The following is a 26,474-nucleotide window of genomic DNA, read 5'->3' on the forward strand; positions in this document are numbered from 1 at the left end:
CTGCGTAACTAAAATCTCCCAAGTTTAGTTGTACTGATTTGACGGCAGGGGTCAAACTGACAAAAGCCCCATGGCTTAGTATGATAAGTAGATTGCTAAATAAAGTTACCATTTTAGGTTATTGTTAATAGTTACTTATTTCAATATATTCTTATCTAACTTTTGTCATATTAAAGTAATATAAATAAAGGTAGGCTTGAGGTTATAAGAACAGGCAATCACACTACTTTGCATTGCATATTATCGGTTCGCTATACAGGTATGGAACTATCAGTCAGTGACGACTATTCTCCATTAATACTGTCTTCGCTATTTGCTCACCAATTTTCGCAATGACAGCGTTTCTTTCTTCAAACGAGGCGTCTGTCTCTGTAATGTATAGAGCGGCTACGATAGACTTGCGATTTGGAGGCCACATCACCGCAGTAATAGCACGCGTCCCATAACCACCAGCGCCTGTTCTATCTGCGACTATCCAGTCATTTGGAACGCCTTTACGAAACAGTGCATCGCCAACCTCATTACCTTTAAGCCAAGCTACTAGTTGTTGACGAGATTTGATAGATAGCGTTTCGCCAACTAGTAACTTTTCAAGTGTCGTCACCATTGCAATTGGTGTTGTCGTGTCTCGTTTATCTCCAGGCACCGCTTCGTTGAGTTCTGTTTCCCAGCGATCAAGGCGCGTCGTATCATCACCAACGGAACGCAAAAATCTCGTTAGCGCCTTAGGTCCTCCAATGGCTTGTAGAATAAAATTGGCAGCTGAATTATCACTGGTTGACAGTGTAGCCTGACACAGCGCGGCAAGGGACATCCCTTTTTTGCCTACGTGTTTTTCTGTCACAGGGGAGTATGTCACAAGATTGCTCTCAGAGAATCTCACAACTCTATCCATTCTTTCTTTACCCAAATCAACTCTTTGAAGAACGTTTGCACAGGCAAGTGTTTTAAAAGTACTACTTAGAGGAAAACGTTCATTAGATTTATATTCCCAGCGTTTTCCCGTTTCCAAGTCATGCACAGCTAGACCGATTCTAGCGCCCAATTCAGTTTCAGCATTGGTAACCGCTTCGAGTATTGAGTTTGTTGCATTAGCATTTAATGACAGCGTGAGACATAAAAAAGTAATGATTACCCTAAAAAAATGAGCCTGGTGTTGACGTGCGTTCATGATGAGTTAACTTTCCTTTTGGATCAAATTTTTAGATTATATGATGTGTATGTAATAGCATAGTTATATCTCATTCATGATTAACTTAGCTTACTCTAGATTAGTGATTTTAGGGTATAACCCAAGGGAAGCAACCATTTCACCCTCCAAACCTATTAATAGACTACTCAAAATAGAGCTTTATAATGAAACCGCTTATATTAGGTAACGTTTGATAATTTGTGAATAGGCATTACTGATACTAGAGCTATCTAATACTGCGGAACCAATCTCGCTAAGCCACCGACTTATCCAAGAGGTCTATTAACAACCGATCTGTCTGCCATTTCATTTGCCATCACGAGAGCTTGGTACAAGCTGGTGGCACTTGCGCCGCCCCGTCCTGCCAAGTCAAGGGCCGTACCGTGATCGACTGAGGTGCGAATATAAGGTAACCCCAACGTTAAATTAACCGTATCGCCAAAACCATGCGACTTTAGTACGGGTAACCCCTGATCGTGATACATGGCAATGACGGCATCGCAGTTTGCCAAATGTCTGGGAGTAAACAAAGTGTCAGCAGGCATCGCCTCTGAAATATCTACGCCAGCCTTGATAAACTCTTTGAGTACTGGGTTGATAATATCAATTTCCTCGACGCCAAGATGGCCGCCCTCGCCCGCATGCGGATTGAGACCACAGACCAAAATACGCGGCTGCATTAAGCCAAACTTTTCACGCATATCATCAACGACGATTTGTACCGTTTGTCGCACATTGTCAGAAGTGATGGCCGCAGGTACGTCTTTGAGTGGCAAATGAGTGGTCACAAGCGCGACTTTCATGGCTTGATTGGCGAGCATCATCACCACTTTTTCACAGCCACTTTGTTGCATAAAAAACTCGGTATGACCACTGAACATCGTGCCATCTAACAGCTTAGTACCGGCTTCTATTAACGCTGATTTTTGCAATGGACCTGTGACGATAGCCGCCGCTGTCTTATTGGTGGCTAGTGTATGAGCAATCTCTAGCTGCTTTGCTACCATCGCTGAGTTACTGATGTTGATTTGCCCACAAGATACGGGCGCTGCACAAGGAATGTTCAGTAGAATAAAAGCATGGTCGGCATCCGCATTCTGTTGTGTTACCTGCTTCGTTAAATGCTCAGTGTTTACATCATCAGTATCTATATTAATGGTTTGCCAAGTGGGGCAGCGTTTGAGGGCACCTGTTGCCATAAGCTCATCTGCGCGTGTTTGCATAGCGGTAGCATCTGCCGTTACCCAAATTGGACGCTGAAAATCTTGTAACTTATTCTCCGCCGCCAGTAGCAGCACAACATCCATGCCAATGCCCGCAGGTTCACCCGTGGTCAGTAGCAGCGGCTGTTTTTCTTGTATAGAAATCTCGTTTTTTTTCATCTAAGGCACCGATTTTATTGTGTTTTTAGTCATAATATTTTTATCAAAGCTGTCGTTTTGAGCCATTGTCTGACGACTTTAGCACCAGATAATTTTGTCATCATAATCATCAGAACAGTCATAGTGTGGTAGAATTTCGCTTCTGATTGTAGCATTTACTCGCAAGCATTAAGACCATGCTGTGATACTTCTATCGTAGCAGTCTGACGCGGTTATTGTGCTGTATCATCACCAAAATACATTCGTATAACAAATAATTTTTTATATCGACTTTTCAAACATTGGGCACTCATGGCAGACACCGAAAAAACCGACGACTTACTCAATCAAACACCGCCGCACAATATCGATATCGAAAAGGCATTGCTCGCGTCTTTGATGAGTATCGAGGAGGCATACGATAAGATTGCAGACATCGTCACCAAAGATGACTTTTATGCGGGGCGGCACCAATATATTTTTGACGCCATTGCGCATCTAGCCGCGGTCAATGAGCCTTATGATACGGTCATGGTTCATGATTGGTTAGAAGCACAAAAATTGCTTAAAAGCGCAGGCGGTGACAGTTATTTGGCGGATATTTTGAGCCAAAGCCCGGCGACATTATTCAACCTCACCGCTTATGCCCAGCGTGTCCGTGAACTATCGACTCTGCGCCAGCTGATTACCACTGGGAACGAGATGTTGTCGCTCGCCTATAATCCAAAAGACCAAACCGTCAGCGACATTTTAGACAATGTCGAGGGTAAGATATTTAGCATTAATGAGCAACATAATAAACGAGCTGAGCAGCGTGGGCCTGTTGGAATCACTTCAGTCTTGACCAATGTCATCGACAAAATCCAAGAGTTAAAGTCTAATCCTGACGGTATGATTGGTTTGCAAACGCCCTTCGCTGAGCTAAATAACAAGACACAAGGTCTACAAGCGGGTGATTTAATTATTGTGGCGGCCCGTCCTTCTATGGGTAAAACCACTTTTGCGATGAACTTAGCAGAAGGTATCTTATTTAATGAAGACTTGCCAGTCGTGGTGTTTTCGATGGAGATGCCTGCTGAGTCTATCGTCATGCGTTTACTATCATCGTGGGGCGCGATTAACCAAACACACCTACGCTCTGGGCAAATGAACGAAGATGAATGGGCAAAAATGATGAATGCCATTCAGCATTTGCAATCTAAACACTTATACATTGATGATAGCACGGCACTGCCACCGTCTGAGATGCGTTCACGCTGTCGCCGTATTGCCAAAAACCATGACGGGCGTTTGGGTGCTATCGTAGTCGATTACCTCCAATTAATGAAAGTACCAAGCTTAGATGGCAACCGTGTTGGCGAAATTTCTGAGATTTCTCGTAGCTTAAAAGCGCTGGCACGTGAGCTTGAATGTCCAGTGATTGCTCTATCCCAGCTTAACCGTAGTCTAGAAAACCGTCCCAATAAGCGACCTATTATGTCAGATTTACGTGAATCTGGGGCCATTGAGCAGGACGCCGATTTGATTATGTTCATCTATCGCGATGAGGTTTACAATGAAAACTCAGACCATAAAGGTGTGGCTGAAATCATTATTGGTAAACAGCGTAACGGCCCTATTGGCACCATACGATTGGGCTTTGAAGGACAATTTACCCGCTTTATTAATTTAACGCCAGAGTATTATCAAGGGGTTAGTTTCGAGAATGATGAGTAACTGTCTAAATAAAAAGAAACGCGCAACCATAAGCCACTAACACCCCTAAACAGTGAGTAATAACAATAGCCAGTGATGCCTCAGCCTGATTGATGCGTCACTGGCTTTATACCTTCATCTATAATTTTGCTAATAAAGAAGCCAATTATGCGTACCATTACTATCAAACCAATAGCCATCACTCACAACCTCAATCAAGTTAAAAAACGGGCGCCACACTCCAAAGTCCTTGCTATGGTGAAGTCCAATGCTTATGGTCACGGGGTGGCAGCCGTACTACCAGCGTTAACGCAAGCAGATGGTATCGGTGTCGCTACTTTGATAGAAGCATTAGAAGCCAGACAGTTGGGATGGGACAAAACGATTGGTTTGGTAGAAGGGGCATTTACGGCTGATGAGTGGCAGCAGGCCATTGATCATGAGGTGAGTTGCGTGATTCACCATGTGCCACAATTGGAGTGGGCACTGGACAACGTTCCACCAGCTGCAAGCGCAACTCGTGTGGTTTGGCTAAAATACAATACTGGTATGAACCGCTTAGGCTTCAATGCTGAAGGCGTGATTGCCGCTGCTAAACACCTGCATGCGGCAGGCTACCAACTGATTTTAACCACCCATTTTGCCAACGCTGATGACCGAAATCACCCACTAAATGCAGTGCAAATTCAGCGTTTTAAAGATATGTTAGCGACGTTAAAAGAAACCGTTAGCAACGACGTTAAGGGCTCGTTGTGCAACTCAGCTGGCGTGGTAAACTTCTCAGATCATCATTATGATTGGGTACGTCCCGGTATTATTTTGTATGGTAGCGCCCCTGTCATTGATAAAAGCGCGCAGGAATTAGACTTACAACCAGCCATGAGTTTTAGCGCACAGATTATTGCTCTACAAACGGTCAGTGCGAACGACGCTATCGGCTATGGTAGTCGCTGGATCGCACAAAAAGACACCGAAACAGCCTTAGTGAGTATTGGCTATGGAGACGGCTATCCTCGTGTGGTTAGTGAGGATGCTTATGTGTCTGTTATTGATAGTACGAATAACCGAAGCTACCCGTGCGCTGTGCTTGGGCGTGTGGCGATGGATATGATTGTCATTGATGTCAGCGCAGTACCAGACAACACGTCCTTATTAGATAGCAAGGTCATCCTTTGGGGCGACGCCCCGCACGTCGATGAGGTTGCAGCACATGCCCATACTATCAGTTATGAGCTGCTATGCCGCCTAAGCATACGGCCAAAGCGTGTACAAGCATAATCATCATCAGACAACGATGAACTTACTGTTCGCTTAAGTGGCTTATCACTCATAGCAAATTGGACGTTTACATTGGAAGTAATTGCGCTATACTAAAAGTTTGTTGTCACCCCAGTATACGCACTGACGCGATGCTATTGAAGACTGATAACGTTTCATTGACTGCGATCGACTGCTAGGATTACTATGAGTTTGCGCCATTTTTTGACCCTATCTGATTTAACCAAACAAGAACTAGAAACCCTTATCAAACGTGCCAGCGAATTACGTAAGATGCAACACGCGGGCGAGATATATCAGCCCTTTGTTGGTCGTACGCTTGGTATGATTTTTGAAAAATCTTCTACCCGCACGCGTATTTCTTTTGAAACGGGTATGGGACAATTTGGCGGTAGTGCGATCTTTTTATCGCCAAATGATACCCAGCTTGGACGCGGCGAGCCATTAGAAGACTCAGCACGCGTGATCTCAAGCATGGTCGATATCATCATGATTCGCACCTTTGGCCATGAAAAAGTGGAAACCTTTGCAGAATACTCCAGTGTCCCTATTATTAACGCCCTGACGGATGAGTTTCATCCTTGCCAGCTGCTTGCTGATATGCAGACTTACTATGAGCATCGCGGTAGTATCGAAAACAAAATCGTAACGTGGGTCGGTGACGGCAACAACATGTGCTCATCCTTTATGCAGGCGGCCAATCAATTTGGCTTTGAGCTACGTGTGGCCGCGCCTTATGGCTTTGAGCCAGACCCAAAACTGATGGAACGTTTCTCTCATTGCGTAAGCCTGGTAGAAAACGTCCAAGATGCAGCAAAAGACTCTAACTTAATCGTCACTGATGTATGGGCCAGTATGGGGCAAGAATCTGAACAGAATACCCGCGCACGCCGTTTTGCGCCTTATCAAGTAACACCGTCATTGCTGGACAAAGCCGACCCTGAAGTGGTGTTTATGCACTGCTTGCCTGCGCATCGCGGCGAGGAAATCTCTCACGATATGCTAGATGACCCACGGTCAGTGGTGTGGGACGAGGCAGAAAACCGCTTACACGCACAAAAAGCCCTGATGGAGTTTTTACTAAAAGACAAAATTAAGCTGTCTACCTAAACCAATAGCTATCATTAAAAGCCATTTCTCAATCACAATACAGAAAAACAGAAAAACAGAAAAAAGGCAGACCACATTTATCGTGATCTGCCTTTTTACTTTTTATACAACCATTAATGACTAATTAACGGGTGAATGTCTCTACCCCGTTACTGCTAGCCTTGAGCAGTACATCTGCTTGATTGGCCGCAAAAATACCATTACAGACGACGCCGACGATATTATTAAGGGTTTTTTCAAGCGCTATCGGATCACTAACATCCAGGTCATAAGTATCAAGAATCACATTACCATAATCAGTGACAAAGTCTTCACGGTACACTGGTTCACCGCCCAAACTAGCCAACTGGCGTGCTACGTAAGAACGCGCCTGCGGTAGCACTTCTATCGGTACTGGGAACGCGCGTCCTAATGTCTCAACGCTTTTACTGGCATCCACCATGCACACAAACTTATTGGATGCCGCGGCCACGATTTTTTCACGAGTGAGCGCGCCGCCGCCGCCCTTTATCAGTTGGAGATTCGCGTTGACTTCATCAGCGCCGTCAATATAAACATCAAGCGTACCGGCAAAGTTCAAATCTACTATCTCGATACCAAGTGCACGTAATCTATCTTCCGTCACCTGCGAGCTTGCAACGGCTCCAGCAAGCTTTAGTGTCGGCAACAGCTCTATCAAACAGTTGACCGTACTACCCGTTCCTACGCCAAGTATCATGTCATCTTCGATATAGCTTAAAGCAGCTTTGGCGGCGGCTTGCTTTTGTGCTTGCTGATCACTCATCATAAATCCTTGGTAAAATAAACGTACTGTTTTAAAAATAAAAGGCTAAAAGCGGTAAAATGCGCGGCTATTATAACCGATGACTTTACTGAATGTCAGCGAATCCCTTTTCTAATATTATCTATTCTGTTTAACACCAACACAGAATGCTCATGAGATAAGGTTTTCGCAGCCTCTGTCACGCCTGCGAACCGCAAGCAAGAAAAATTAGTTTAAAACCTATTTTAGATACTAGACAGATAAGGCAACCAAAACACCAAAGCCAACAGCGTTGCAAATAATACTGGCGGCGTGATAAGCAGTCCAATTTTCATATACTGGCCCCAGCTAATTTTATAGTCTTTTTCTGCCAATACATGTAACCACAATAACGTCGCCAGACTACCAATGGGTGTGAATTTTGGCCCCAAATCATTACCAATCACATTGGCATAAATCATCAGCTCTCGAGTTGCAGCAGGCACTTGCGCGCTATCAATAGCCAGTGCACCTACTAACGTTGCTGGCATGTTATTCATGACAGAAGCCACAATAGCCGATAAGAACCCCGTACCTAACGTTGCTGTAACCGCGCCCTGCTGCCCCAACCAAGTCAAAATTTGGGCACCATAACTGGTTAGTCCTGCATTGCCCAAGCCATAAACAACCAAATACATACCGATGGAAAACAGTACGATTTGCCAAGGCGCGTTACGGACGACATTGCGTACAGAAACAACTGCCCCGCGACCGCCTTGCCAAAAGCGACTTGCAATTGCTAGGAGTAACAACGCGGCGGCGCCTGTGACTAGAGAAATAGGCAGACCTAACGACTCAGTCGCAAAGTAAGCGATCAGCAACAGTGCGAGCAGTGGAAAAGCGGCCTTAAATACTAAGGGATCTTCGATAGCAGAAGCAGGCGCGCTCAGATTGGTGATGGAGTAATGTGTTGGAATATGACGAGAATAGACAACCCATAGTACCGCTAGCGTTGCTATCACAGACACGATGTTAACTGGCACCATAACTGCTGCATAACGCCCAAAGCCAATATCGAAATAGTTGGCACTAACGATATTGACCAAATTAGACGTCACTAACGGCAGGCTGGCCGTATCGGCAATAAAGCCCGTGGCTATGATAAAAGCCAAAGCAGAGGGCGGCGAAAACTTCAGTCGCAGCAAAATGGCAATAACAATAGGCGTTAGTAGTAACGCTGCCCCATCATTGGCAAAAAATGCCGATATAAATGCGCCTAAAATCACAATCATAGGAAATAGCAAGCGCCCTTGTCCATTGCCAAGCCTTGCTACATGCAATGCTGCCCAACCAAAAAAACCCGCCTTATCTAAGATAAGCGAGATAATGATCAGCGCTACAAAGGTAAAAGTTGCGTCCCAGACAATATCCCAAACGATCCCTACATCAGACAGCTGCACGACACCAAAAGCCAAGGCGACCAATGCCCCGCCAAGTGCACTCCAGCCAATGCCCAATCCTTTAGGCTGCCAGATCACTAAAACCAACGTGACGATAAAAATAGTGAATGCGAGCATTAAACCGCCTTATTAAGCAGATTCAGGTGAGTACAACGAAGGTAGTAATGAGATTAAAGTGACTTTTGATTCACCCGCTGCGAGACTGCCTCGGCACTTTCTACACGTTCTGAATAGCGGTCCGTTAGATAGGCTGAGCGTCCACGCGTAAGCCAAGTAAACTTCACTAACTCCTCGCAAACATCAACAAGACGCAGATATAACGGGGACATATCCATACGGTTGTCCTCGGTAAACTCTAAAAAGGCTTTTGGGATAGAGGATTGGTTCGGTATGGTAATCATGCGCATCCAACGACCAAGAATACGTAGCTGATTAACCGTGTTAAAGCTTTGACTGCCACCACTCACTTGCATCACAGCAAGCGTTTTACCTTGGGTCGGGCGCACGCCACCAAGTGACAGCGGAATCCAATCAATTTGCGCTTTCATGATACTGGTCATACTACCGTGGCGTTCTGGACTTACCCAAAGCATGCCTTCTGACCACTGTGCCAGCTCTCGCAGCTCTTGTACTTTGGGATGCTCTGCATCTACTGAGTCAGGTAGCGGCAAGCCTGATGGGTCAAACATTTTGACCTCACAGCCATACCAGCGCAGTAAACGACTCGCCTCTTCGGCTGCCAATTTAGAAAAAGAGCGTGTGCGTAGAGATCCATACAACACTAGTATTTTGGGCGGATGGCGTGGATCGTCCATACCAATTAAAGACTCAACATCAATGGGTTGTATGTTGTTTGGGTCAATATTGGGCAAGTCATCTAGGCTCACCTGCCCTGTATTAGCCTTTGTCATGATAAACCACCTCACCGTCCTCTTTCGTAAAACTACTCACTGGATTTTCTAGCAACGCAAACACTCGCTCTGAAGGTCGGCATAATGCTGCTCCCTTATCGGTGACGACAATAGGACGATTGATTAAAATAGGATGGGCAATCATTGCATCGATAATGTCATCATCAGAGACATTGGAATTGTCCAGACCCAGCTCATTATTGATCGGCTCTTTGCTTCTTAGAAGCTCTCTTGGAGAGATTTTCATTTTTGCCAATAGCTCAACCAAGTAGTCACGTGTTGGTGGGGTGTTAAGATATTCCACCACTTCTGGCTCTTCACCTGACGCTTTCATAATAGCCAAAGTATTACGGGACGTACCGCAATTAGGATTGTGAAAAATCAATGGGTTCAATGTTTTCATGGCACTCTCATCTATTTGACCGTTACGTTTGTTAGGGTATGTACTCATCATTATTTTGGCTCTCTGCTTGAACTGCCTCGCATCCACTCAAACTATCCAGAAGCGACGCACACAATTCTGGGTGTCCTGCACAGCAATCTTGTAGTAAAAACTGAACAACCGCCTCCATGTGTGACAACGAAGCACGATAGATTATCTGACGACTGTGCCTTTTTGAGACCACCCATCCTGCTCTTGCCAACACCGACAGGTGCGCTGACATCGTATTGTGCGGCACGGATAGCTGCCGAGCTATTTCACCCGCAGGCAGCCCCTCAGGTTCTTGACTGACAAGTAGCCTGAAAGCTTGTAAACGAGTGTCTTGAGAGAGCGCAGCAAAGCTTGCGATAGCAGTAGTTATTTCCATATGTCCAATAATACAGACATATTAATATGATTCAAGTTTTTTAGGTAAAAAAAGCTGTGTCAGCCCTTCGTGGCCTCAATTAATAGACGTCAAGCCATCAAATTGCTGCAAAAACTGCAATTGTGTCTTGCAAGACAATCAAAATCAGCATAGGCTAATCTATTTCATTATTTATATTCACTTATACTTTTTACATTCATCTACGTTTTGTTTAGGAATTACTATGCTGTCACACTGGGTACGAGCCATACTGCAAGCCACCGTCTATGACGTTGCTATTCAAACACCACTTGAAGCGGCACCCAAGCTGACCCAACGTTTTGCCAATGACATTCGCTTCAAACGGGAAGACTTACAGCCCGTCAAATCCTTTAAATTGCGCGGTGCTTATAACCGTATTAGCCAACTGAGCGATGAGCAAAAAGCGCGTGGGGTGATTTGCGCGTCAGCTGGCAATCACGCGCAAGGTGTTGCCTACTCTGCCCGCCAGTTATCACTCAACAATATCATTGTCATGCCAACCACCACACCTGACATCAAAGTAGATGCGGTTAGAGCATTAGGTGGTAACGTCGATTTGCATGGTGATAGCTTTGATCAAGCCAACCGTTACGCGATTGACCGTGCTGAACGCGAGGGACTCACCTTTATCCCGCCGTATGATGATGAATTGGTCATTGCCGGACAAGGCACTATTGGACTGGAGCTCACCCAGCAGTGGCGCAGCATGGACTATGTTTTCGTTGCGGTTGGCGGTGGTGGCCTGATCTCAGGTGTCGCGGCGTTCTTGGGAGAAGTTGCCCCCCATGTCAAAGTCATTGCCGTAGAAGCTGACCAATCCGCCTGTTTAAAGGCAGCGCTTGAGACTGGTGAGCGGGTCAAACTCGAGCAAGTTGGATTGTTCGTAGATGGTGTGGCAGTGGCTCAGATTGGTGAATTGCCTTTTGATGTGGTGCGTACGCAAAAAAGCGACAAATCAGGCCCTGTGGTCGAACCTGAAGTCGTCACTTGTACCAATGATGAAGTTTGTGCTGCCGTCAAAGATATCTTTGAAGAAAATCGTAGTATCGTTGAACCTGCCGGTGCATTATCAGTAGCTGGCATGAAAAAATACATCAAAGCGCATAATCTGCAAGGCAAAAACTGTGTTGGCATCGTCTGCGGTGCCAATATGAACTTTGACCGTTTGCGTTATATCGCAGAGCGTACCGAAATTGGTGAGAAAAAAGAAGCCATCTTTGGTGTGACTATTCCTGAACAGACTGGCGCTTTCTTAAACTTCTGCCGCAGCCTACATGGTCGTAACATCACGGAATTTAACTATCGTGCTGATAGTAAAAAATCACCTGACTCTATGGAGCCAGCAGCAATCTTTGTCGGTATTGCCTTAAAAGAAGGCGAAAAAGAACGCCAAACGATTAGTACGCAATTGGCAGCTGATGGCTATGAGGCCCATGACTTAACGGATGATGACATCGCAAAATCGCATATTCGTCATTTGATTGGCGGGCATGCTCATATCGAAAACGAGCAGTTATTAAAAGTGGTGTTCCCAGAGCGTCCAGGCGCCCTGCTCACCTTCTTAGAAAAATTGGGCGACGATTTTAATATCACCTTGTTCCATTATCGCAATCATGGCGCTGCTGAAGGTCGTGTGTTAGTTGGCTTGCAAGCCTCTGAAGGCAATTCTCGTCAATTACAAGACGCGCTACTCGACATTGGCTATGACTGCACCATGCTCAATGACAACATCGGCTATCAGCTGTTTTTGAAGTAGATAAAATACGTATCAAGGATCGTCGATCATGGCAGCTTTTTAATCAATTAAAAAACTGCCACTGATGGATGGGTAATGACGGTTAGCGATGAGCGTTTATTCATTGGCATGGGGCAGTTATGAAAAACACATTGATGATCGTCATGTTGCTGATTTTGGCGTTGGTAGGCTATAGAACCCTTCAACCTAAAAGCCCCACGAATATTTCTACCATTGATGTTGCGACTGAGACCTCCCCTGTTTCTGTCTCTACCTCTACTGACTTTGATGACATACCACCCACGTACATTGATACTGATATAGAAACCGCATCAACCTCGGTAGTAAAGCCAGTAATGAGTACAAAGTCAGCAGCACCAAGCTTTTCTTGTGATGGCAGACAGCATTGCTCGCAAATGACCTCGTGCGCAGAAGCCACTTACTTTAGTAATCACTGTCCTAATACAAAGATGGATGGTAATCATGACGGCGTGCCATGTGAACAACAGTGGTGTAACTAACTTTGTATCAGGCAGACACTGCGAACGCGGTGCCTACCCCTCCCATTTATAACAACGATAGCTGTAAAAATTACGGCTTCTCACCATCACTAATGCAAATCACCGATGCTCACTGCAACGAATAACAAAAAACCTATTTGCAAATACTAAATTTGCCCTAATCTTATTAAGACCATCTCGTTTTAAATAAATATGGAAATTAGTATAGAGTCGCTGTTATGAAAAATAATATTGATGATAAAAACCAAGCCTTAGCCAAGATTCGTCTTGATAAGTGGCTGTGGGCCGCACGTTTTTACCGGACGCGTACGCTTGCCAAACAAGCGATCGAGAGTGGCCGAGTGCATTATGGCGGTAGCCGTGTCAAAACCAGTAAAGAGATTTCAGTCGGAGATGAGTTGACCATTCGTCAAGGCTCAGCTACTGCTATGACTGAAAAGACCGTGGTTGTCGAAGCGCTAACGGCACAACGCGGTAATGCCGCTGCTGCCCAAGTGTTGTACTCAGAGACCGAAGAGAGCGAAGTGCGCCGCGCTTATTATGCTGAGCAGCGTAAACTTGCCAATCTTGCCCGGCCCGATAACAAACCCAATAAAAAAGAGCGCCGTGATCTGCAACGCTTTAAAAGTAAACAAGACTAAAATAGTAAAAGCACTATATCGCTCTATTCATGATATATCGTTATAATACTGCAAAAACCACACAGTGCGGCGGCTATCATTTTTGTCACCATGGTCACGTTTACGAAACACAAGCTAAAACATCTGTATCAAACGTAACAGTTTGACAGCGCTCTGAATGTGGTCACAATGCGTCTCTTGCATGACCATATTGTTCAGCCTCTGCCCTTGTTATTCAAGGCATTAACCGTTACGCTGGCGACTGTTTTAGTGAATCAATGGCATGCTAATAAAAGCCGCATAATGGTGCTGGTTCTTTATGGCATGTTTTTTTGTTATAAAAGGTTATATTATGCTAATGAAAACCTGTACGCCCTCCTCTGTATTATTGGTTTGCTTAGGGAATATTTGCCGATCGCCCACTGCTGAGGAGGTTTTTCGTCAGCAAGCAGCGATTGCTGGCTTATCCATTAAAGTAGACTCAGCAGGGACAGGCGACTGGCATATTGGTCATGCGCCCGATGAACGTGCTCAGCGCCATGCAAAATCACACGGCTATAAGATTAATAAGTTAGTCGCTCGCCAAGTAAGCACGGATGACTTTCGTGAGTTTGATTTGATATTGGCGATGGATGCTCAAAATTTAGCCGATTTACAAGCCATCAAGGATAGCTTGGCAGATACAGAAGATCATTTAGCCAAGCTCGCTTTATTCAGCGAAGAAGACCCAACGTATAGTGGCGACGATGTGCCAGATCCTTATAAAGGTGATAGCGATGATTTTGAAGAAGTGATCGAGCGTATTGAGTCAAGCGCCCAAGCTTGGATTGAAAGTTGGAAAGCTTGTTAGCGCTACAGTCTATATTTCTGCTACTTTTGTGTATCGCATTCTTTATAATAAACACCGCATCATTTGCTATATAGGCTATGTTATGACCTCAACCTTACGCCTTGATCTGAGTACTCAATCTGCTCAAACAGCTGACTTTCCAGCCAGTGTATCAATCAATGATTCAATTGATTTATCACGTCATAACACCATGGCCTTAGCCTGTGTCGCCGATACTGTTGTCACATTAACGACTGAGGCGCAGCTTGACACTTTTATGGCAAAATATGCAGACAGTGCCAAGCAAAATAAACCATTATTTGTACTGTCTGGTGGTAGCAACGTACTGTTGCCAGCACAGTTACAGGCAGTTGTCTTGCAGCCAAAAATGCGTGGCATTAACCTAATTGCCAAAACAGATAGCTACGTCGATATTGAAGTGATGGCGGGCGAAAACTGGCATGACTTGGTTGTGTACACTGTCAATCAAGGCTGGTACGGTCTAGAAAATCTTGCACTGATACCAGGTCTCACTGGGGCTGCACCTGTACAAAATATCGGTGCTTATGGCGTGCAGCTAGAAGACTGTTTACAGTATGTACGCGCCTATCACTTGCCGACTAAGACATGGCATCATTTAACAGCAGCAGACTGCCAGTTTGGCTATCGCGACAGTATCTTTAAACGTGCGCCTAATACATGGTTAATTAGCTGTGTGGGCTTTAGACTACACACCAATGCAAAAAAAATATTAGCCAGTTATGGGGATGTACAAACAGTGGCCGAGCGTTATGCTGAGCAACATGGTCGCAAACAGGCAATTCCTGACGATGTCATGCAAGCCATCATAGATATTCGTCAACAAAAACTGCCTGACCCCAAGCAACTTGCAAATTGCGGCAGTTTTTTTCAAAACCCTATCATTACTCAAGATCAATTTACTACTTTACAAGCCACGTATCCTGCTATCGTTGGCTACCCCATGCCTAATGCCATGATAAAAGTGGCCGCAGGCTGGCTCATTGAACAAGCGGGTTTAAAAGGGCACGGTATCGCGCCAATTCTTACCCATCAGCAGCAAGCACTGGTACTTACCAATCACACTCCGTATCAAGCCACCCAAGAGGACGTTGCAAATGCTCAACAACACATTGTCAATGTCGTCTATGAAAAGTTTGCCATTCAGTTATCGCGTGAGCCAGTTTGGGTAAACTCTGACGGCTCCATTGGACATCATGAGTATGTGGTCTAAACAATCACGTTCTAAGCGGCTGTGGCGTTATTATTTGCGGTCAGCTGAGCGTATGATGAAGCTATTTCGCATTATTAATGTGACTTTTTTGCTTGGCTCAACGGCTGTCATTTTAGTACTCATCAGTTTATTCACACCGCTATTTTCTCAAGTTATTGTTTATGTATTCACCCTTTTGCCTTTACCTAAAGTGCCCGCCATAGCAAAGCATTCACCGCCTACCGCCTACGTGGTCTTAGGTGGGGGGCTCACCAATGATCGTAACAATCAAACCATCCTCAATCCCTATAGTCTCAATCGCGCTCGTACTGCTGCTAGCGCATATCACGACTTACCATTGCCTATTGTACTGAGCGGTGCCGAAGCGCCGTGGTTAGGTCAATGGCTGATCGAGCATGGTATCGATGGCCTAATCAGCGAAAACGCCAGCATGAATACCTGTGAAAATGCACGTTTTACCGCCAAACGTATTCCGCTGCATCACGTTTATCTTATTACCGATAGCTACCACATGGCGCGTGCCCGCCGACAGTTTGCCTTAAACGGTATCAATAGCACACCGCTTAATGCCCCCCTACCCGTTAACCGTGACTGGATGAAACCTGCGCAAAACTTAAGTCATTCACGACGGGCCGTTTATGAAATCGCCGCCTATTTGCGTGATGTGATACGTCCGCAGGTAGACTGTCGTCATGCCAAAGACATGACGACACAGCAGTTGTTGACCCCAAGAGGCAATGTACCAAAAACACCTGACGAATAGGATTCAATGTCACTTTAAAGGGTGTTTTACCATTTTCTGTTGGCTTAGTTTTTTCGTACAAGCCGTTATTACAATTGCAATGGGTGTATAATAATAAAAGAAATTGCTATTTAAGAGAGTGACCATGCTCAGTATATTTTTATTAATCCCATTGAGTCTCATGCTTTTTGTGGTTGCCATTTGGGCAGTAAGGTACGCGGTAAAGTCAAACCAATTTGAAGATTTAGACAATGCATCACAGCGTATTATTTTGGATGACCGTCAAGAGCGTCGGCAAACCATGCAAGCTCACGAGTCATCCAGCCCCACTCCGCCGACTGACCGTACATCTGTACATGACAAACCTAGTCTGACAGTGACCCATACTGACACAGAAGCCGGCAGTCATTCTAGTATAGATAAAAACTCATAAACCTAACCTTGAGTTAACTGACCGGGTTTAATTTTCTGACAATACTTTTTATGAAGTGTGAACGATATAACAAGGTTCGCTTTTTTAGGAGACGCGCCCTATGACCACAGCTTTACTCGTTGCGGCATTATTGATGGGTTTTTTTGGTTCGCCCCATTGTTTAGGAATGTGCGGTGGTCTTGTGACAGCATTTGGCTTGTCGATGAAAGACGTCAGTCCAGCCAAGCGCCGTGCGCTTGTTATGACTTATCATTTAGGCCGTTTGACCAGTTACGCATTTTTGGGCTTAATCGCAGGGCTTATTGGCATCACTGTGCTAGAACCGTTAATGAAAGGCAACAGCACACCGCGCATTTTGTTGGGGTTGGTGTTGGTGTTTGTCGGCATGACTATGCTTGGCGCACCATTTTTAAATAAGCTTGAGCGTTTTGGTATGCGCTTTTGGCAATATCTTAGTCCCCTTCGGCAAAAAGTATTTCCACTAAACACATTCCCACGCGCCTTAACGGCGGGCTTATTGTGGGGATTTTTGCCTTGTGGTTTGGTTTATGGCGCATTACTTATCGCCGTGGTCGCTCATAACCCATTAAGTGGGGCGGCGCTCATGTTTGTCTTTGGCCTCGGCACAGTGCCGATGTTGGTTGCCACGCATGAAACTGTGGGCTGGTTACGGGACAAAATTGGACGTTTTCGCCTCAGGCAGCTTAACGGCTCGGTGATGGTGCTGTCTGGTTTGGCGGTTGTATTTGTGCCCATAGCAATGTCTAGTATGCATGGCGGACACAGCGGTGGCCATGCTCAGATGGAGCATAGCAGCCATTCTGCTATGGTGTCTGACGCAGATACTGCACCCTCTCATGATATGAGCCAAATGAGTCACAATATAACACCAAAGATGGATCATAGCATGCATGATATGAACGATAGCCCAGCCTCCATGCATCATTCCCAATAACTTTTATGCACGCTCTTCATAAGCCTTTTCTCTTCTGGCAAAGTTAAAAAAAGCGCTTCATACAGTTTTGAATATGAAGCGCTTTTTTGTAAAGTAATATTCAGTTTACAGCAACTACTCCTGCCACTGCTCAAGCGTAAACTTGGTATCTAAATGTTTCTCTAACGCAGGCACATTAAAAGCATCGTCTTCACTAACGAAACTAATGCTAATACCAGTCTGCCCAGCACGGCCCGTACGGCCGATACGGTGTACGTAATCATCTGGCTGATCAGGCAAGGTGTAATTAACCACATGACTGATATCATCGACATGAATGCCGCGACCGGCTACATCTGTCGCTACCAAGATAGAGGCATGACCATCTTTAAAACGCTGTAAGTATTTTTCACGTTTTTGTTGAATAACATCACCTGATAGCATAACAATCTTGTGGGCTTGACGTAGCTTGTGATAAAGCCGCTTTACTTGATCCTTACGATTGGCAAAGACTATTACTTTCTCCACGGCGGTATCACTAATAATACGCTCTAAGGCTGCTAATTTTTGGTCTTCTGTTAATAAGTAAAAGTGTTGGTCCACCAAATCACTGGTTTTATGCTCAGGCTCAATTTCGACAAACTGTGGCTCATGTAACCAGCGGTAGGCCAGATTCATCACATCTTGGTTAAAGGTGGCAGAAAACAGGAGACTTTGGCGATCGGTATTGGCTGGCATTCGGCCTACCAAGCGCTTGATGTCTGGAATAAAACCCATATCAAGCATGCGATCAGCTTCATCCAGCACCAGTACTTCTACTCGATCTAGATAGACCATACCTTTATTGGCAAGATCAATCAGACGACCTGGTGTCGCCACTAAAATATCGACATATTGGCGCTCAAGCTCATGCTGCTGTGTTTCATAATTGGTACCACCCATGATACAGACGCTATGTAAGGAGGTATATTTGGTCAGTGCCACACAGTCATCAAAGATCTGTTGGGCAAGCTCACGGGTGGGGGCCATAACCACGGCACGTGGCTCACCTAAATACCGCGCTTCATCAGCGGTAAAAGGACGCTTAAGTAAAGCTTCCATAATCGTCAGTAAAAACGTTGCTGTCTTACCAGTACCTGTTTGTGCTTGGCCGATAGCGTCTTGATTTGCCAATGTATGGGGTAGTATTTGTGCTTGAATAGGGGTCAATTCAGTAAAACCCAGATCATTTACACCCCGTAAGGTCGGTTCTGACAATGGCAAATCAGTAAACGTCGTAAAATTACTCAAAAAAATTTCCTTTTAAATTAGCTGTTTGATCGTTATTAATCGTGAATAGATGTTTGAGAAGCCAGCCTTAGAACAGCGGCAGCGGTATAAAATCTGTATACCGCTAGCAAATCCATGAGCATAAAAAAAGCCAAGCCTAACATCTGATCCTACCAAACATGCTGGTTTATATCCAACATAGGTAAGATAAGACGGGCTTGACTCAGTAGTATATCAGGAGTGTATACAGACATTGTAGCTAAACCGCTCTAATGCCTAGATAGCTTACTCTTCTATTTTTCTGACTTCTTCAGCTTGCAGGCCTTTATCGCCCTCTACTACGCTGAACTCAACTTTTTCGCCATCTTTTAAAGAGCGATAGCCATCACCTTGAATCGCACGGAAATGGACGAAAATATCTTCTCCGCTATCACGTTGAATGAAACCAAAACCTTTTGAGTCATTAAACCACTTAACGATACCTTGCTCACGAGCTGACATAATATTACTTCCTAAAAAAGTCCGCTTAGTCCCAAATTCCTTTGCAACATTGCATATAAACGGGATCTAAGATTATGAAATCAAAAACTTAAGAGTACTACCTTAATAACCATCACTGACACAGCGCGTTTATAGTAGAGAACTGTTTTTACAAATCAATCAGTGTCTTTTCTATTAGCTTGCCATAGTAAGTGTCTTTTCTATTAGCTTGCCATAGTAATAGTAACAAACATGTAATAACTATTACGTAAAAAATATCATAGCACGGGTTTTTAGCAACATAAAGAGTTTTAACATCGTTTTTTGCCCTTAGGTTGATTTTTCATGTAATTTTTTTATAACCTATCCAGCAAGCTGTTATCATAAAGGGATAAATTCGATTAGATGGCTCGATGAGACAGCTCAGGTAGTTAGCTCAGTTAGCTCAAATAGTTAACTCGGTTAGCTCGGTTAGATAGTACCGTGACTTTTTCTATAGCGCGTCGCCCTTGCCACAAATGATAAACCACCCCTATCGTTTAATAACTGTAGAGACCATTATGACGTCCCCTTCTCCGTCCCCATCACCCGTAAAACCTGCCAATGAAAACATTGATAAAACACTCACACACAAGCTGTTGCTGGTGAATGGCGTCAATCTAAATTTACTGGGTAAACGTGAGCCGGACATCTATGGTCATACCACATTGGCAGACATTGAAAAGCGTCTAATAGCACGGGCTGCACAGTATGGCATTGAGTTGATCTGCGTGCAGTCAAATCATGAAGGCAAGCTGGTTGATGAAATCCAACATCATGGACTGCTCGCGGATAAGGCAGCGCAAGTAGATGCCATTATTATTAATCCTGCCGCTTTCACTCATACCTCGGTTGCTCTACGCGATGCCCTTTTGGCGACACAAAAACCCTTTATAGAAGTACATTTATCCAATGTTCATGCGCGTGAGTCTTTTCGTCAGCACTCTTATTTAAGCGATGTTGCTGTCGGGGTGATTTGTGGTTTGGGACATTTAGGGTATCAAATGGCATTGACGTATTGGCTGGACAATCTCTATTCTATAACGCTTGAGGACTAACCTTAGACGGTGCTTTTTTGGCTAATGGTTTTGAACATTATTTTTAAGCACGAGTGAGAAACAATAGAAAAAGGCATAAGCTATAGTGAGTTGCAGATAAAAACAGCACATTAGTTAAACAGCAATCGTTTGAATAAAATACTAAAATTACAGCTGAGCAAATAACCTCCCCCTTATATGGTGATATGAATGGCAAAAACGTCTGGAAAGCGCTTCATGAAACTCGCTGGCATGACAGCAAGTATTGCCGGCAAAGCAGCTAAAAACTCATTTAAGCATCTCTCAAGTGACGAAGAAAAACGCTTACAAGCGCGCTCTGAGCTGATGCAAGATGTAGGTGTTCAGATAGCCGAGACACTAGGTGAGATGAAAGGGGCTGTGATGAAAGTGGGACAAATTGCCTCGCAATATAAAGATGTGTTTCCACCTGAAGTCGCAACGGCGTTAGAAAAGCTACAAAAAGATGCGCCGCCCATGCCATACACGCAGATACGTGCGCAAATCGAACGTGAGCTGAAAGCGCCTGTGGCAGAGTTGTTCAGCGAGTTTGAAGAAACCCCATTTGCCGCCGCTTCTATTGGGCAAGTGCATAAAGCTGTGTTACTAACTGGACAAAAAGTAGTGGTAAAAGTCCAGTACCCCGATGTCGATGAAAACTGTGATAGTGACCTTAAACAAGTGCGTATGGCTTTGAAAATCGCTGGTGTACTTAACATGAGCAAACAGTTGCAAGCGCAACTGTTTAACGAAATTCGCCAAAGTTTACACGATGAGCTCGACTATATTAAAGAAGCGCACAACTTACGCGTGTTTGGTGCTTTTCATGCAGAGGACGAAAGGCTTGTCATTCCAAAAGTTGTCAGCAGCCACTCTTCTAAGCGGGTTTTAACACTCACAGAGGAGATGGGAGAGCCGCTGTCAGTTGCGGCGACGTGGGACAATGATATCAAGCAAAAAATAGCCAAGCGCTTGTTTCATTTTACCGCAGGACAGCTGTTTGGCTTGTACCGTATGCACTGTGACCCCCATCCCGGTAATTTTGCCTTTCGCAAGGATGGCAGCGTAGTCGCTTATGATTTCGGTGGTATACGTAGTTACAGTGATAGCGAAGTTCAATTGTTTCGTCGTTTTGCAAAGCACGCCATCAAAGGCGATGTGACCGCGCTTGAGCAAGACCTAATTGCCCTAGATATTCGCCGTGATGATGATAAAAATATACCGGGGGAATTTTATGAAAAATGGCTATCCATTGGTCTAAAACCACTGTCTATTAAACCCTATCAAGACGGTGCTTTTGATTTTGGTCGTAGTCAAATACATCATGAAGTCATTGCACAAATGCGCACATCTTTAAAATATTTTGGTCAGTTTCAGCCTTCTGCAACCACCATGATGCTAGATCGCACCATATCAGGACAATACTGGAATTTGGTCAATCTGGGCGTTGAGATTGACCTATCTCCTCTGGTTGATGAATATATTGACGTGTAAAAATAGGCAGCTATGCAGAAAAGTGGCTGTCTATGCTATTAGACGTGTAAGGCATGTCCACAGCGATCACAAAACTCCGCTCCCACTGCATGACCAAACTTACCACAGTTTGGACAAGTGACTGGGTTAAGCTGGGGGCGCATATTACGCGTCAACTCTGAGGTAAAAATTCCTGTTGGTACCGCGATGACTGCATAACCTGTAATCATGACCATCGTTGCAATGGCTTGCCCTAGCGGCGTTTTTGGTGAAATATCTCCATAGCCTACGGTGGTCAAAGTCACAACCGCCCAATAAATAGAAATTGGAATACTGGTAAAGCCGTTTTCAGGCCCCTCCACCACATAGACGATTGAGCCATAAATAGTCACTAAAAGTACCAGCGATAAGAAAAACACGGTTATCTTTTGCTGGCTGGTTCTCAGGGCAGACGCTAAAAAACCGGCTTGCTGCATGTAAGCTTTGAGCTTTAGTACTCGAAACACTCGTAAGAGACGCAGAATACGTATGACAATAAGATACTGCACGCCGCCAAATATAAGGCTTAAATAACTGGGTAATATAGATAGCAGATCTACGACACCAAAAAAACTAAAAACATAACGGAAGCGATTGGGCGCTGAAAACAACCTTAACAAATACTCAAGCGTAAACAAAATAGTAAAAAACCATTCTGCATAAAAAAATATCGTTCCATACTGCAAACGCACAAACAACACGCTATCTAGCATGACCACACCAACGCTGGTCAAAATCGCAATCAATAACACAATATCAAAGAGCTTACCCAAACGGGTGTCTGTACCTTCAATAATGATATGAATACGGTTACGCAAGTGTGTGATGGCTTCAGTATTGGGTTGCTTCATAGAGTCGGTAACTTTATAAAATCAATGGCTTGATAGCATCCAATGACTTAAAATGTGATGGATAAGGACAAGTTAGTTAAAATACACCAAACTGGTTTATAATATTGCTCACTTATGACAGTAAAAACAATCTATAAGTTGCCACAGTGTAGCAAAAAAGCACTCTCAACAACATACAAATCGTTAACGTGTGGGTAGCTCTATTACCTTGATGAGACAGAGTAATCATATTATAAAAATACCTGCACAGGCACTAAAGAGTGTTATTAACGTTTTTTTAAGCATAAAATAGTACGCAAAAATTAAGGATGTTATATGGCAGGCCATTCAAAATGGGCAAATATTAAACACCGTAAAGCCCGTCAAGATGCGGTAAAAGGCAAAGTATTTACCAAGATTATTCGTGAAATTGTTTCTGCTGCCAAGCAAGGTGATCCTGATCCGGATAAAAACCCACGCTTACGTGCCGTCATTGAAAAAGCACTGTCAGTCAATATGACCCGAGACACGATCAATCGGGCAGTCGATCGCGGTACAGGTGGCGGCGATACTGAAAACATGGATGAGATCAGCTACGAAGGCTACGGTATCGGAGGCGTCGCCGTACTGGTCGAAACCATGACCGACAATGTCAATCGCACCGTCAGCGAAGTGCGTCATGCCTTTACGAAGTACGACGGTAACCTTGGTACCTCAGGCTCGGTTGCTTATTTATTCAATAAGCGCGGTGAAATCACCTTTAACGATGTGAGCCTAGAAGATGAAGTCATGTTGGTAGCACTAGATGCAGGCGCTCTTGATATCGAAAACGATGGCGAAAGCTTACTTGTCATTACTGAATGGGAAAATTTTGGTCAAGTCAAAGATGCTCTGAACGCTGCAGGCCTTGTTTCTGACAATGCTGAAGTGACCATGTCGCCATCAACCACGGCTGAAATAGACAATGTTGATGATGCCGAAAAAGTCATGAAAATGATTGACATGCTAGAGGATATTGACGATGTACAAGAGGTTTATAGCAATGTAAACTTCTCGTCTGACGTGATGGCTCAGCTCGAACAGTAATTTTTTGAGTTATTCAAACGGAAAAGACCAAACATTTTCAGCGTTTGGTCTTTTTTATGTGCTAGCGCCGCCAGACATGCCAGCGCATCAATATCAGCATCAAGCACAGACAAACTCTTTAGCAATAATCCGCCAAGCGCTTCCTGCTCGCTCTTTAGAGTCACTGTCTTTTAGACTAGGGTCTGTACTCTGCGCCTTCAAGCGCTAGCAAATACTCTTTCTTGTCCAGTCCTCCGGTATAGCCGCCAAGCTTCCCATCACTACTAATGACCCGGTGACAAGGAATAATAACGCTAAAGGGGTTTTTACTATTGGCCTGTGCTACAGCGCGAAAGCCTTTGGGACTACCAACACGCTGAGCAAGCGTGGCATAACTGATGGTCTGGCCAAAACCAATACCTTGTAGGGCGTGCCAGACTCTTCGCTGAAAGTCCGTTCCCAAACTTATATCTATGGGCAAGTCAAAATCACAGCGCAGGCCTTGTATATACTGCTGTATCTGATGGATACACGTCAACAGTAATTGCTGTTCACTATTGCTAGCGTCTAATGCCTCTGCCGCTACAAACGCCACATGATTACTATCAAACTTATAGTGCTTCGCCAGTGCATTCAGTGTAATTTTGTCTTGCCAATGCTCATCTATTTCTAGCCAATTACACCAAACAAGCTTTGTGGTATTGTCTATCGTGTGGCTTGCCAACAATAAAGCGGCGTTAGGAGATGACAAGTCATCATAAACGACATCGGACAGTTCAATACTGGTAATAATCATATGCTGACTCCTTTCATACTATCTGTCCTCTCATACTGTCTGGTTGCTGACAGGCTTTTAATTATTCTTTATCGTCTGTCTCAAACAGGGCGGCTACAAACTGTTTTGGACTAAAGGCACGCAAATCATCAATGGACTCGCCAACGCCAATATAGCGAATAGGCACGTCAGTCGTTTCGGCAATATTAAAGACCACACCACCTTTAGCAGTGCCATCTAGTTTAGTGATAGTAATACCGGTCAATGGTACCACTTTATTAAACAATTCTACTTGGTTAATGGCATTTTGTCCCGTGCCAGCATCGAGCACAATCATACCTTCATGCGGTGCGCTTGGATCTGCTTTACGCATGACGCGTACTACTTTTTCCAGCTCAGCCATTAAATGAGTCTTGTTTTGCAAACGTCCAGCGGTATCCGCTATGAGCACATCGATATTTTTTGCTTTGGCCGATTGCATCGCATCAAAGATGACAGAGGCACTATCAGAACCATGACCTTGTGCCACCACTGGAATGTCATTGCGCTCCCCCCAAATCTGTAGCTGCTCAGTGGCTGCTGCTCGAAACGTATCACCGGCCGCCAGCATGACTGACTTACCCTCACCCTGCAAACGCTTAGCAAGCTTACCAATCGTTGTGGTTTTGCCCACACCATTGACGCCCACCACCAAGATTACAAAAGGCTTTTTACTGGCATCAATGAGCAGAGGCGCAACTTTTGGCGTTAAGATATCGACCAGCTCACTTTGTAAAGCCTTGTACAATGAATGGGCATAAATCAAATCACCACGGGCGGTCTGCTCGGTCAGACTCTTAATGATACGGTTGGTCGCATTGACACCAATATCAGCAACCAGCAACTGATCTTCAACTTCCTCTAACAGCTCATCATCGATCTCTTTGCCACCGATGAGGATACTGACCATACCTTCGGCCAAATTCTTACGTGACTTACTCAGTCCCGTCTTCATACGATTAAACCAGCTGCCTTTTTTCTCACTCCCTTGCGTCTCTTGCAATTCGGTGGTTGCTTGTTGCTGATTTACTTTTGGCGCGCTGCTGCTAACAGGACTGACACTTGGGCTATCACCCAACTGCTCTTGCAATGGCATGGTTGGGACGGTCGACGCAGTATTCGTCTTAGTGGCAGCCACTTTTTCTTTGGCAGTTGAAAAACTTTCAGAAGCACCTTTAGGAACATGGTGCTCTTCTGTCATCACAATTGGCGTGGCCAAAGCGACATTTTCTTCTTCATGGTTTGCGTTGTTTGGATTTGCTGTACTGTCTTTTTTTGGCTTGTCACTCTCAGTATGGGGTACCTGCTTTGATTCAACTTTCTCAGTCTCATCGATGATAGGCACAGATTGCGCCGGCAGACTGGGTAAGGTAATATCATCGTCATCCAAGTCATCAAGACCATCGTCAAGATTGATGACCACACGATTGCTATTATTGGGGTTATTCATAAGCGTGCCCTAAAAGTTATCACTCGTTAATTATTTGTTTATTGGCAATGGTTTGATATACCGTGACGTACTTGCCAACTATATGACCATTTATTTTTGGCTTAGTTTACCATAGTTAGAGTGGGGCTCAGCCCTTACCATCATAGACTATCATCAAAATTTACAAGTTTAAAAGGCGATACAGGGGTTTAAGAAAGTTTGCCTTAAGGTTTTGACACAAAACTCTGACCTTCTACTCGCCTAACTTCGCCTACCCTACCAAAACCGCGAAAGAGGACGCCACCCTACATTAGGGTGGCGCTGAATTTCGCCTAG

At 44.6% G+C, this 26,474-nt stretch carries 26 protein-coding genes; 14 read left to right on the forward strand and 12 right to left on the reverse strand.

Features of this window, described 5'->3' with window-relative positions; translation table 11 throughout:
* Positions 1-274 precede the first annotated feature (274 nt).
* A complete protein-coding gene (gene blaRTG / locus B2P60_RS03835; RefSeq protein ID WP_286739532.1) occupies positions 275-1,171 on the reverse strand; it encodes an RTG family carbenicillin-hydrolyzing class A beta-lactamase in 897 nt (298 codons plus the stop codon).
* A 287-nt stretch (positions 1,172-1,458) separates the two neighbouring features.
* A complete protein-coding gene (gene pdxA, locus B2P60_RS03840) occupies positions 1,459-2,574 on the reverse strand; it encodes a 4-hydroxythreonine-4-phosphate dehydrogenase PdxA (RefSeq protein WP_286739534.1) in 1,116 nt (371 codons plus the stop codon).
* Between the two features lie 291 nt (positions 2,575-2,865).
* On the opposite strand from pdxA, the gene dnaB reads away from it, so the two are divergent.
* The 3 genes from dnaB to argF all read left to right on the forward strand — a co-directional run bounded on the left by dnaB (position 2,866) and on the right by argF (position 6,636).
* Complete coding sequence (gene dnaB, locus B2P60_RS03845) at positions 2,866-4,269, forward strand: replicative DNA helicase (RefSeq protein ID WP_193006900.1); 1,404 nt, start codon at positions 2,866-2,868, stop codon at positions 4,267-4,269.
* Positions 4,270-4,416: 147 nt separating this feature from the next.
* A complete protein-coding gene (gene alr / locus B2P60_RS03850; RefSeq protein WP_198333703.1) occupies positions 4,417-5,526 on the forward strand; it encodes an alanine racemase in 1,110 nt (369 codons plus the stop codon).
* Between the two features lie 186 nt (positions 5,527-5,712).
* Positions 5,713-6,636 (forward strand): ornithine carbamoyltransferase, encoded by a 924-nt coding sequence (gene argF / locus B2P60_RS03855; RefSeq protein WP_193006902.1) that lies wholly within the window; start codon positions 5,713-5,715, stop codon positions 6,634-6,636.
* 124 nt (positions 6,637-6,760) lie between these two features.
* Here the strand turns inward: argF and rpiA are convergent, their stop codons facing one another.
* The 5 genes from rpiA to B2P60_RS03880 form a co-directional block, all read right to left on the reverse strand.
* Positions 6,761-7,420: a ribose-5-phosphate isomerase RpiA gene (rpiA, locus tag B2P60_RS03860; RefSeq protein WP_286739556.1), complete on the reverse strand. Its 660-nt coding sequence runs from the start codon at positions 7,418-7,420 to the stop codon at positions 6,761-6,763.
* Between the two features lie 224 nt (positions 7,421-7,644).
* Positions 7,645-8,955, reverse strand: coding sequence for an arsenic transporter (locus tag B2P60_RS03865; protein ID WP_286739537.1), 1,311 nt, complete (start codon positions 8,953-8,955; stop codon positions 7,645-7,647).
* Between the two features lie 53 nt (positions 8,956-9,008).
* Entirely contained in the window at positions 9,009-9,749 is a 741-nt protein-coding gene (arsH, locus tag B2P60_RS03870) for an arsenical resistance protein ArsH (protein ID WP_286739539.1), read from the reverse strand.
* Complete coding sequence (gene arsC, locus B2P60_RS03875) at positions 9,736-10,143, reverse strand: arsenate reductase (glutaredoxin) (RefSeq protein ID WP_193007009.1); 408 nt, start codon at positions 10,141-10,143, stop codon at positions 9,736-9,738. The genes arsH and arsC overlap by 14 nt, the downstream gene beginning before the upstream one ends.
* Before the next feature lie 40 nt (positions 10,144-10,183).
* Complete coding sequence (locus tag B2P60_RS03880) at positions 10,184-10,558, reverse strand: ArsR/SmtB family transcription factor (RefSeq protein ID WP_198333704.1); 375 nt, start codon at positions 10,556-10,558, stop codon at positions 10,184-10,186.
* A gap of 223 nt (positions 10,559-10,781) precedes the next feature.
* Between B2P60_RS03880 and ilvA the strand changes: the two genes are divergently transcribed.
* The 8 genes from ilvA (at position 10,782) to B2P60_RS03920 (ending at position 17,666) form a co-directional block, all read left to right on the forward strand.
* Positions 10,782-12,335: a threonine ammonia-lyase, biosynthetic gene (gene ilvA / locus B2P60_RS03885; RefSeq protein ID WP_193006907.1), complete on the forward strand. Its 1,554-nt coding sequence runs from the start codon at positions 10,782-10,784 to the stop codon at positions 12,333-12,335.
* Between the two features lie 119 nt (positions 12,336-12,454).
* Entirely contained in the window at positions 12,455-12,835 is a 381-nt protein-coding gene (locus B2P60_RS03890) for an excalibur calcium-binding domain-containing protein (protein WP_198333705.1), read from the forward strand.
* A gap of 218 nt (positions 12,836-13,053) precedes the next feature.
* Positions 13,054-13,476 carry an RNA-binding S4 domain-containing protein gene (locus tag B2P60_RS03895; protein ID WP_198333706.1) on the forward strand — a complete coding sequence of 141 codons (423 nt, stop codon included), beginning with the start codon at positions 13,054-13,056 and terminating at the stop codon, positions 13,474-13,476.
* A gap of 331 nt (positions 13,477-13,807) precedes the next feature.
* The gene (locus B2P60_RS03900) at positions 13,808-14,305 is read left to right on the forward strand and encodes a low molecular weight protein-tyrosine-phosphatase (RefSeq protein ID WP_198333707.1); all 498 of its coding nucleotides are present in this window, start codon (positions 13,808-13,810) and stop codon (positions 14,303-14,305) included.
* Positions 14,306-14,387: 82 nt separating this feature from the next.
* Entirely contained in the window at positions 14,388-15,536 is a 1,149-nt protein-coding gene (murB, locus tag B2P60_RS03905; RefSeq protein WP_286739545.1) for a UDP-N-acetylmuramate dehydrogenase, read from the forward strand.
* The gene (locus B2P60_RS03910; protein WP_230708340.1) at positions 15,526-16,299 is read left to right on the forward strand and encodes a YdcF family protein; all 774 of its coding nucleotides are present in this window, start codon (positions 15,526-15,528) and stop codon (positions 16,297-16,299) included. Before murB ends, B2P60_RS03910 begins: the two co-directional genes overlap by 11 nt.
* A 124-nt stretch (positions 16,300-16,423) precedes the next feature.
* Entirely contained in the window at positions 16,424-16,711 is a 288-nt protein-coding gene (gene ccoS / locus B2P60_RS03915) for a cbb3-type cytochrome oxidase assembly protein CcoS (protein WP_230708341.1), read from the forward strand.
* A gap of 100 nt (positions 16,712-16,811) precedes the next feature.
* Complete coding sequence (locus B2P60_RS03920; protein WP_193006913.1) at positions 16,812-17,666, forward strand: sulfite exporter TauE/SafE family protein; 855 nt, start codon at positions 16,812-16,814, stop codon at positions 17,664-17,666.
* Between the two features lie 114 nt (positions 17,667-17,780).
* Here the strand turns inward: B2P60_RS03920 and B2P60_RS03925 are convergent, their stop codons facing one another.
* A complete protein-coding gene (locus B2P60_RS03925) occupies positions 17,781-18,935 on the reverse strand; it encodes a DEAD/DEAH box helicase (RefSeq protein ID WP_198333710.1) in 1,155 nt (384 codons plus the stop codon).
* Positions 18,936-19,199: 264 nt separating this feature from the next.
* On the reverse strand, positions 19,200-19,415 hold the full coding sequence (locus B2P60_RS03930) for a cold-shock protein (RefSeq protein ID WP_057760416.1): 216 nt from the start codon (positions 19,413-19,415) through the stop codon (positions 19,200-19,202).
* Between the two features lie 539 nt (positions 19,416-19,954).
* Between B2P60_RS03930 and aroQ the strand changes: the two genes are divergently transcribed.
* Both aroQ and B2P60_RS03940 read left to right on the forward strand, forming a co-directional pair.
* On the forward strand, positions 19,955-20,491 hold the full coding sequence (aroQ, locus tag B2P60_RS03935) for a type II 3-dehydroquinate dehydratase (protein ID WP_286739551.1): 537 nt from the start codon (positions 19,955-19,957) through the stop codon (positions 20,489-20,491).
* A 189-nt stretch (positions 20,492-20,680) separates the two neighbouring features.
* The gene (locus B2P60_RS03940; RefSeq protein WP_286739552.1) at positions 20,681-21,982 is read left to right on the forward strand and encodes an ABC1 kinase family protein; all 1,302 of its coding nucleotides are present in this window, start codon (positions 20,681-20,683) and stop codon (positions 21,980-21,982) included.
* Between the two features lie 38 nt (positions 21,983-22,020).
* Here B2P60_RS03940 and B2P60_RS03945 read toward each other — a convergent pair whose 3' ends face one another.
* Complete coding sequence (locus tag B2P60_RS03945; RefSeq protein ID WP_193006917.1) at positions 22,021-22,851, reverse strand: ion transporter; 831 nt, start codon at positions 22,849-22,851, stop codon at positions 22,021-22,023.
* A gap of 315 nt (positions 22,852-23,166) precedes the next feature.
* Between B2P60_RS03945 and B2P60_RS03950 the strand changes: the two genes are divergently transcribed.
* Positions 23,167-23,916: a YebC/PmpR family DNA-binding transcriptional regulator gene (locus B2P60_RS03950; protein ID WP_230708342.1), complete on the forward strand. Its 750-nt coding sequence runs from the start codon at positions 23,167-23,169 to the stop codon at positions 23,914-23,916.
* A gap of 175 nt (positions 23,917-24,091) precedes the next feature.
* On the opposite strand, the gene B2P60_RS03955 is transcribed toward B2P60_RS03950, so the two are convergent.
* Positions 24,092-24,691: a methylated-DNA--[protein]-cysteine S-methyltransferase gene (locus tag B2P60_RS03955; RefSeq protein ID WP_286739555.1), complete on the reverse strand. Its 600-nt coding sequence runs from the start codon at positions 24,689-24,691 to the stop codon at positions 24,092-24,094.
* A 61-nt stretch (positions 24,692-24,752) separates the two neighbouring features.
* Entirely contained in the window at positions 24,753-26,159 is a 1,407-nt protein-coding gene (gene ftsY / locus B2P60_RS12335) for a signal recognition particle-docking protein FtsY (RefSeq protein WP_404672036.1), read from the reverse strand.
* Positions 26,160-26,474: the final 315 nt, after the last annotated feature.

Origin of the sequence: Psychrobacter sp. UBA3068 (genome assembly GCF_002366815.1) — a bacterium.
GTDB lineage: Bacteria > Pseudomonadota > Gammaproteobacteria > Pseudomonadales > Moraxellaceae > Psychrobacter > Psychrobacter namhaensis.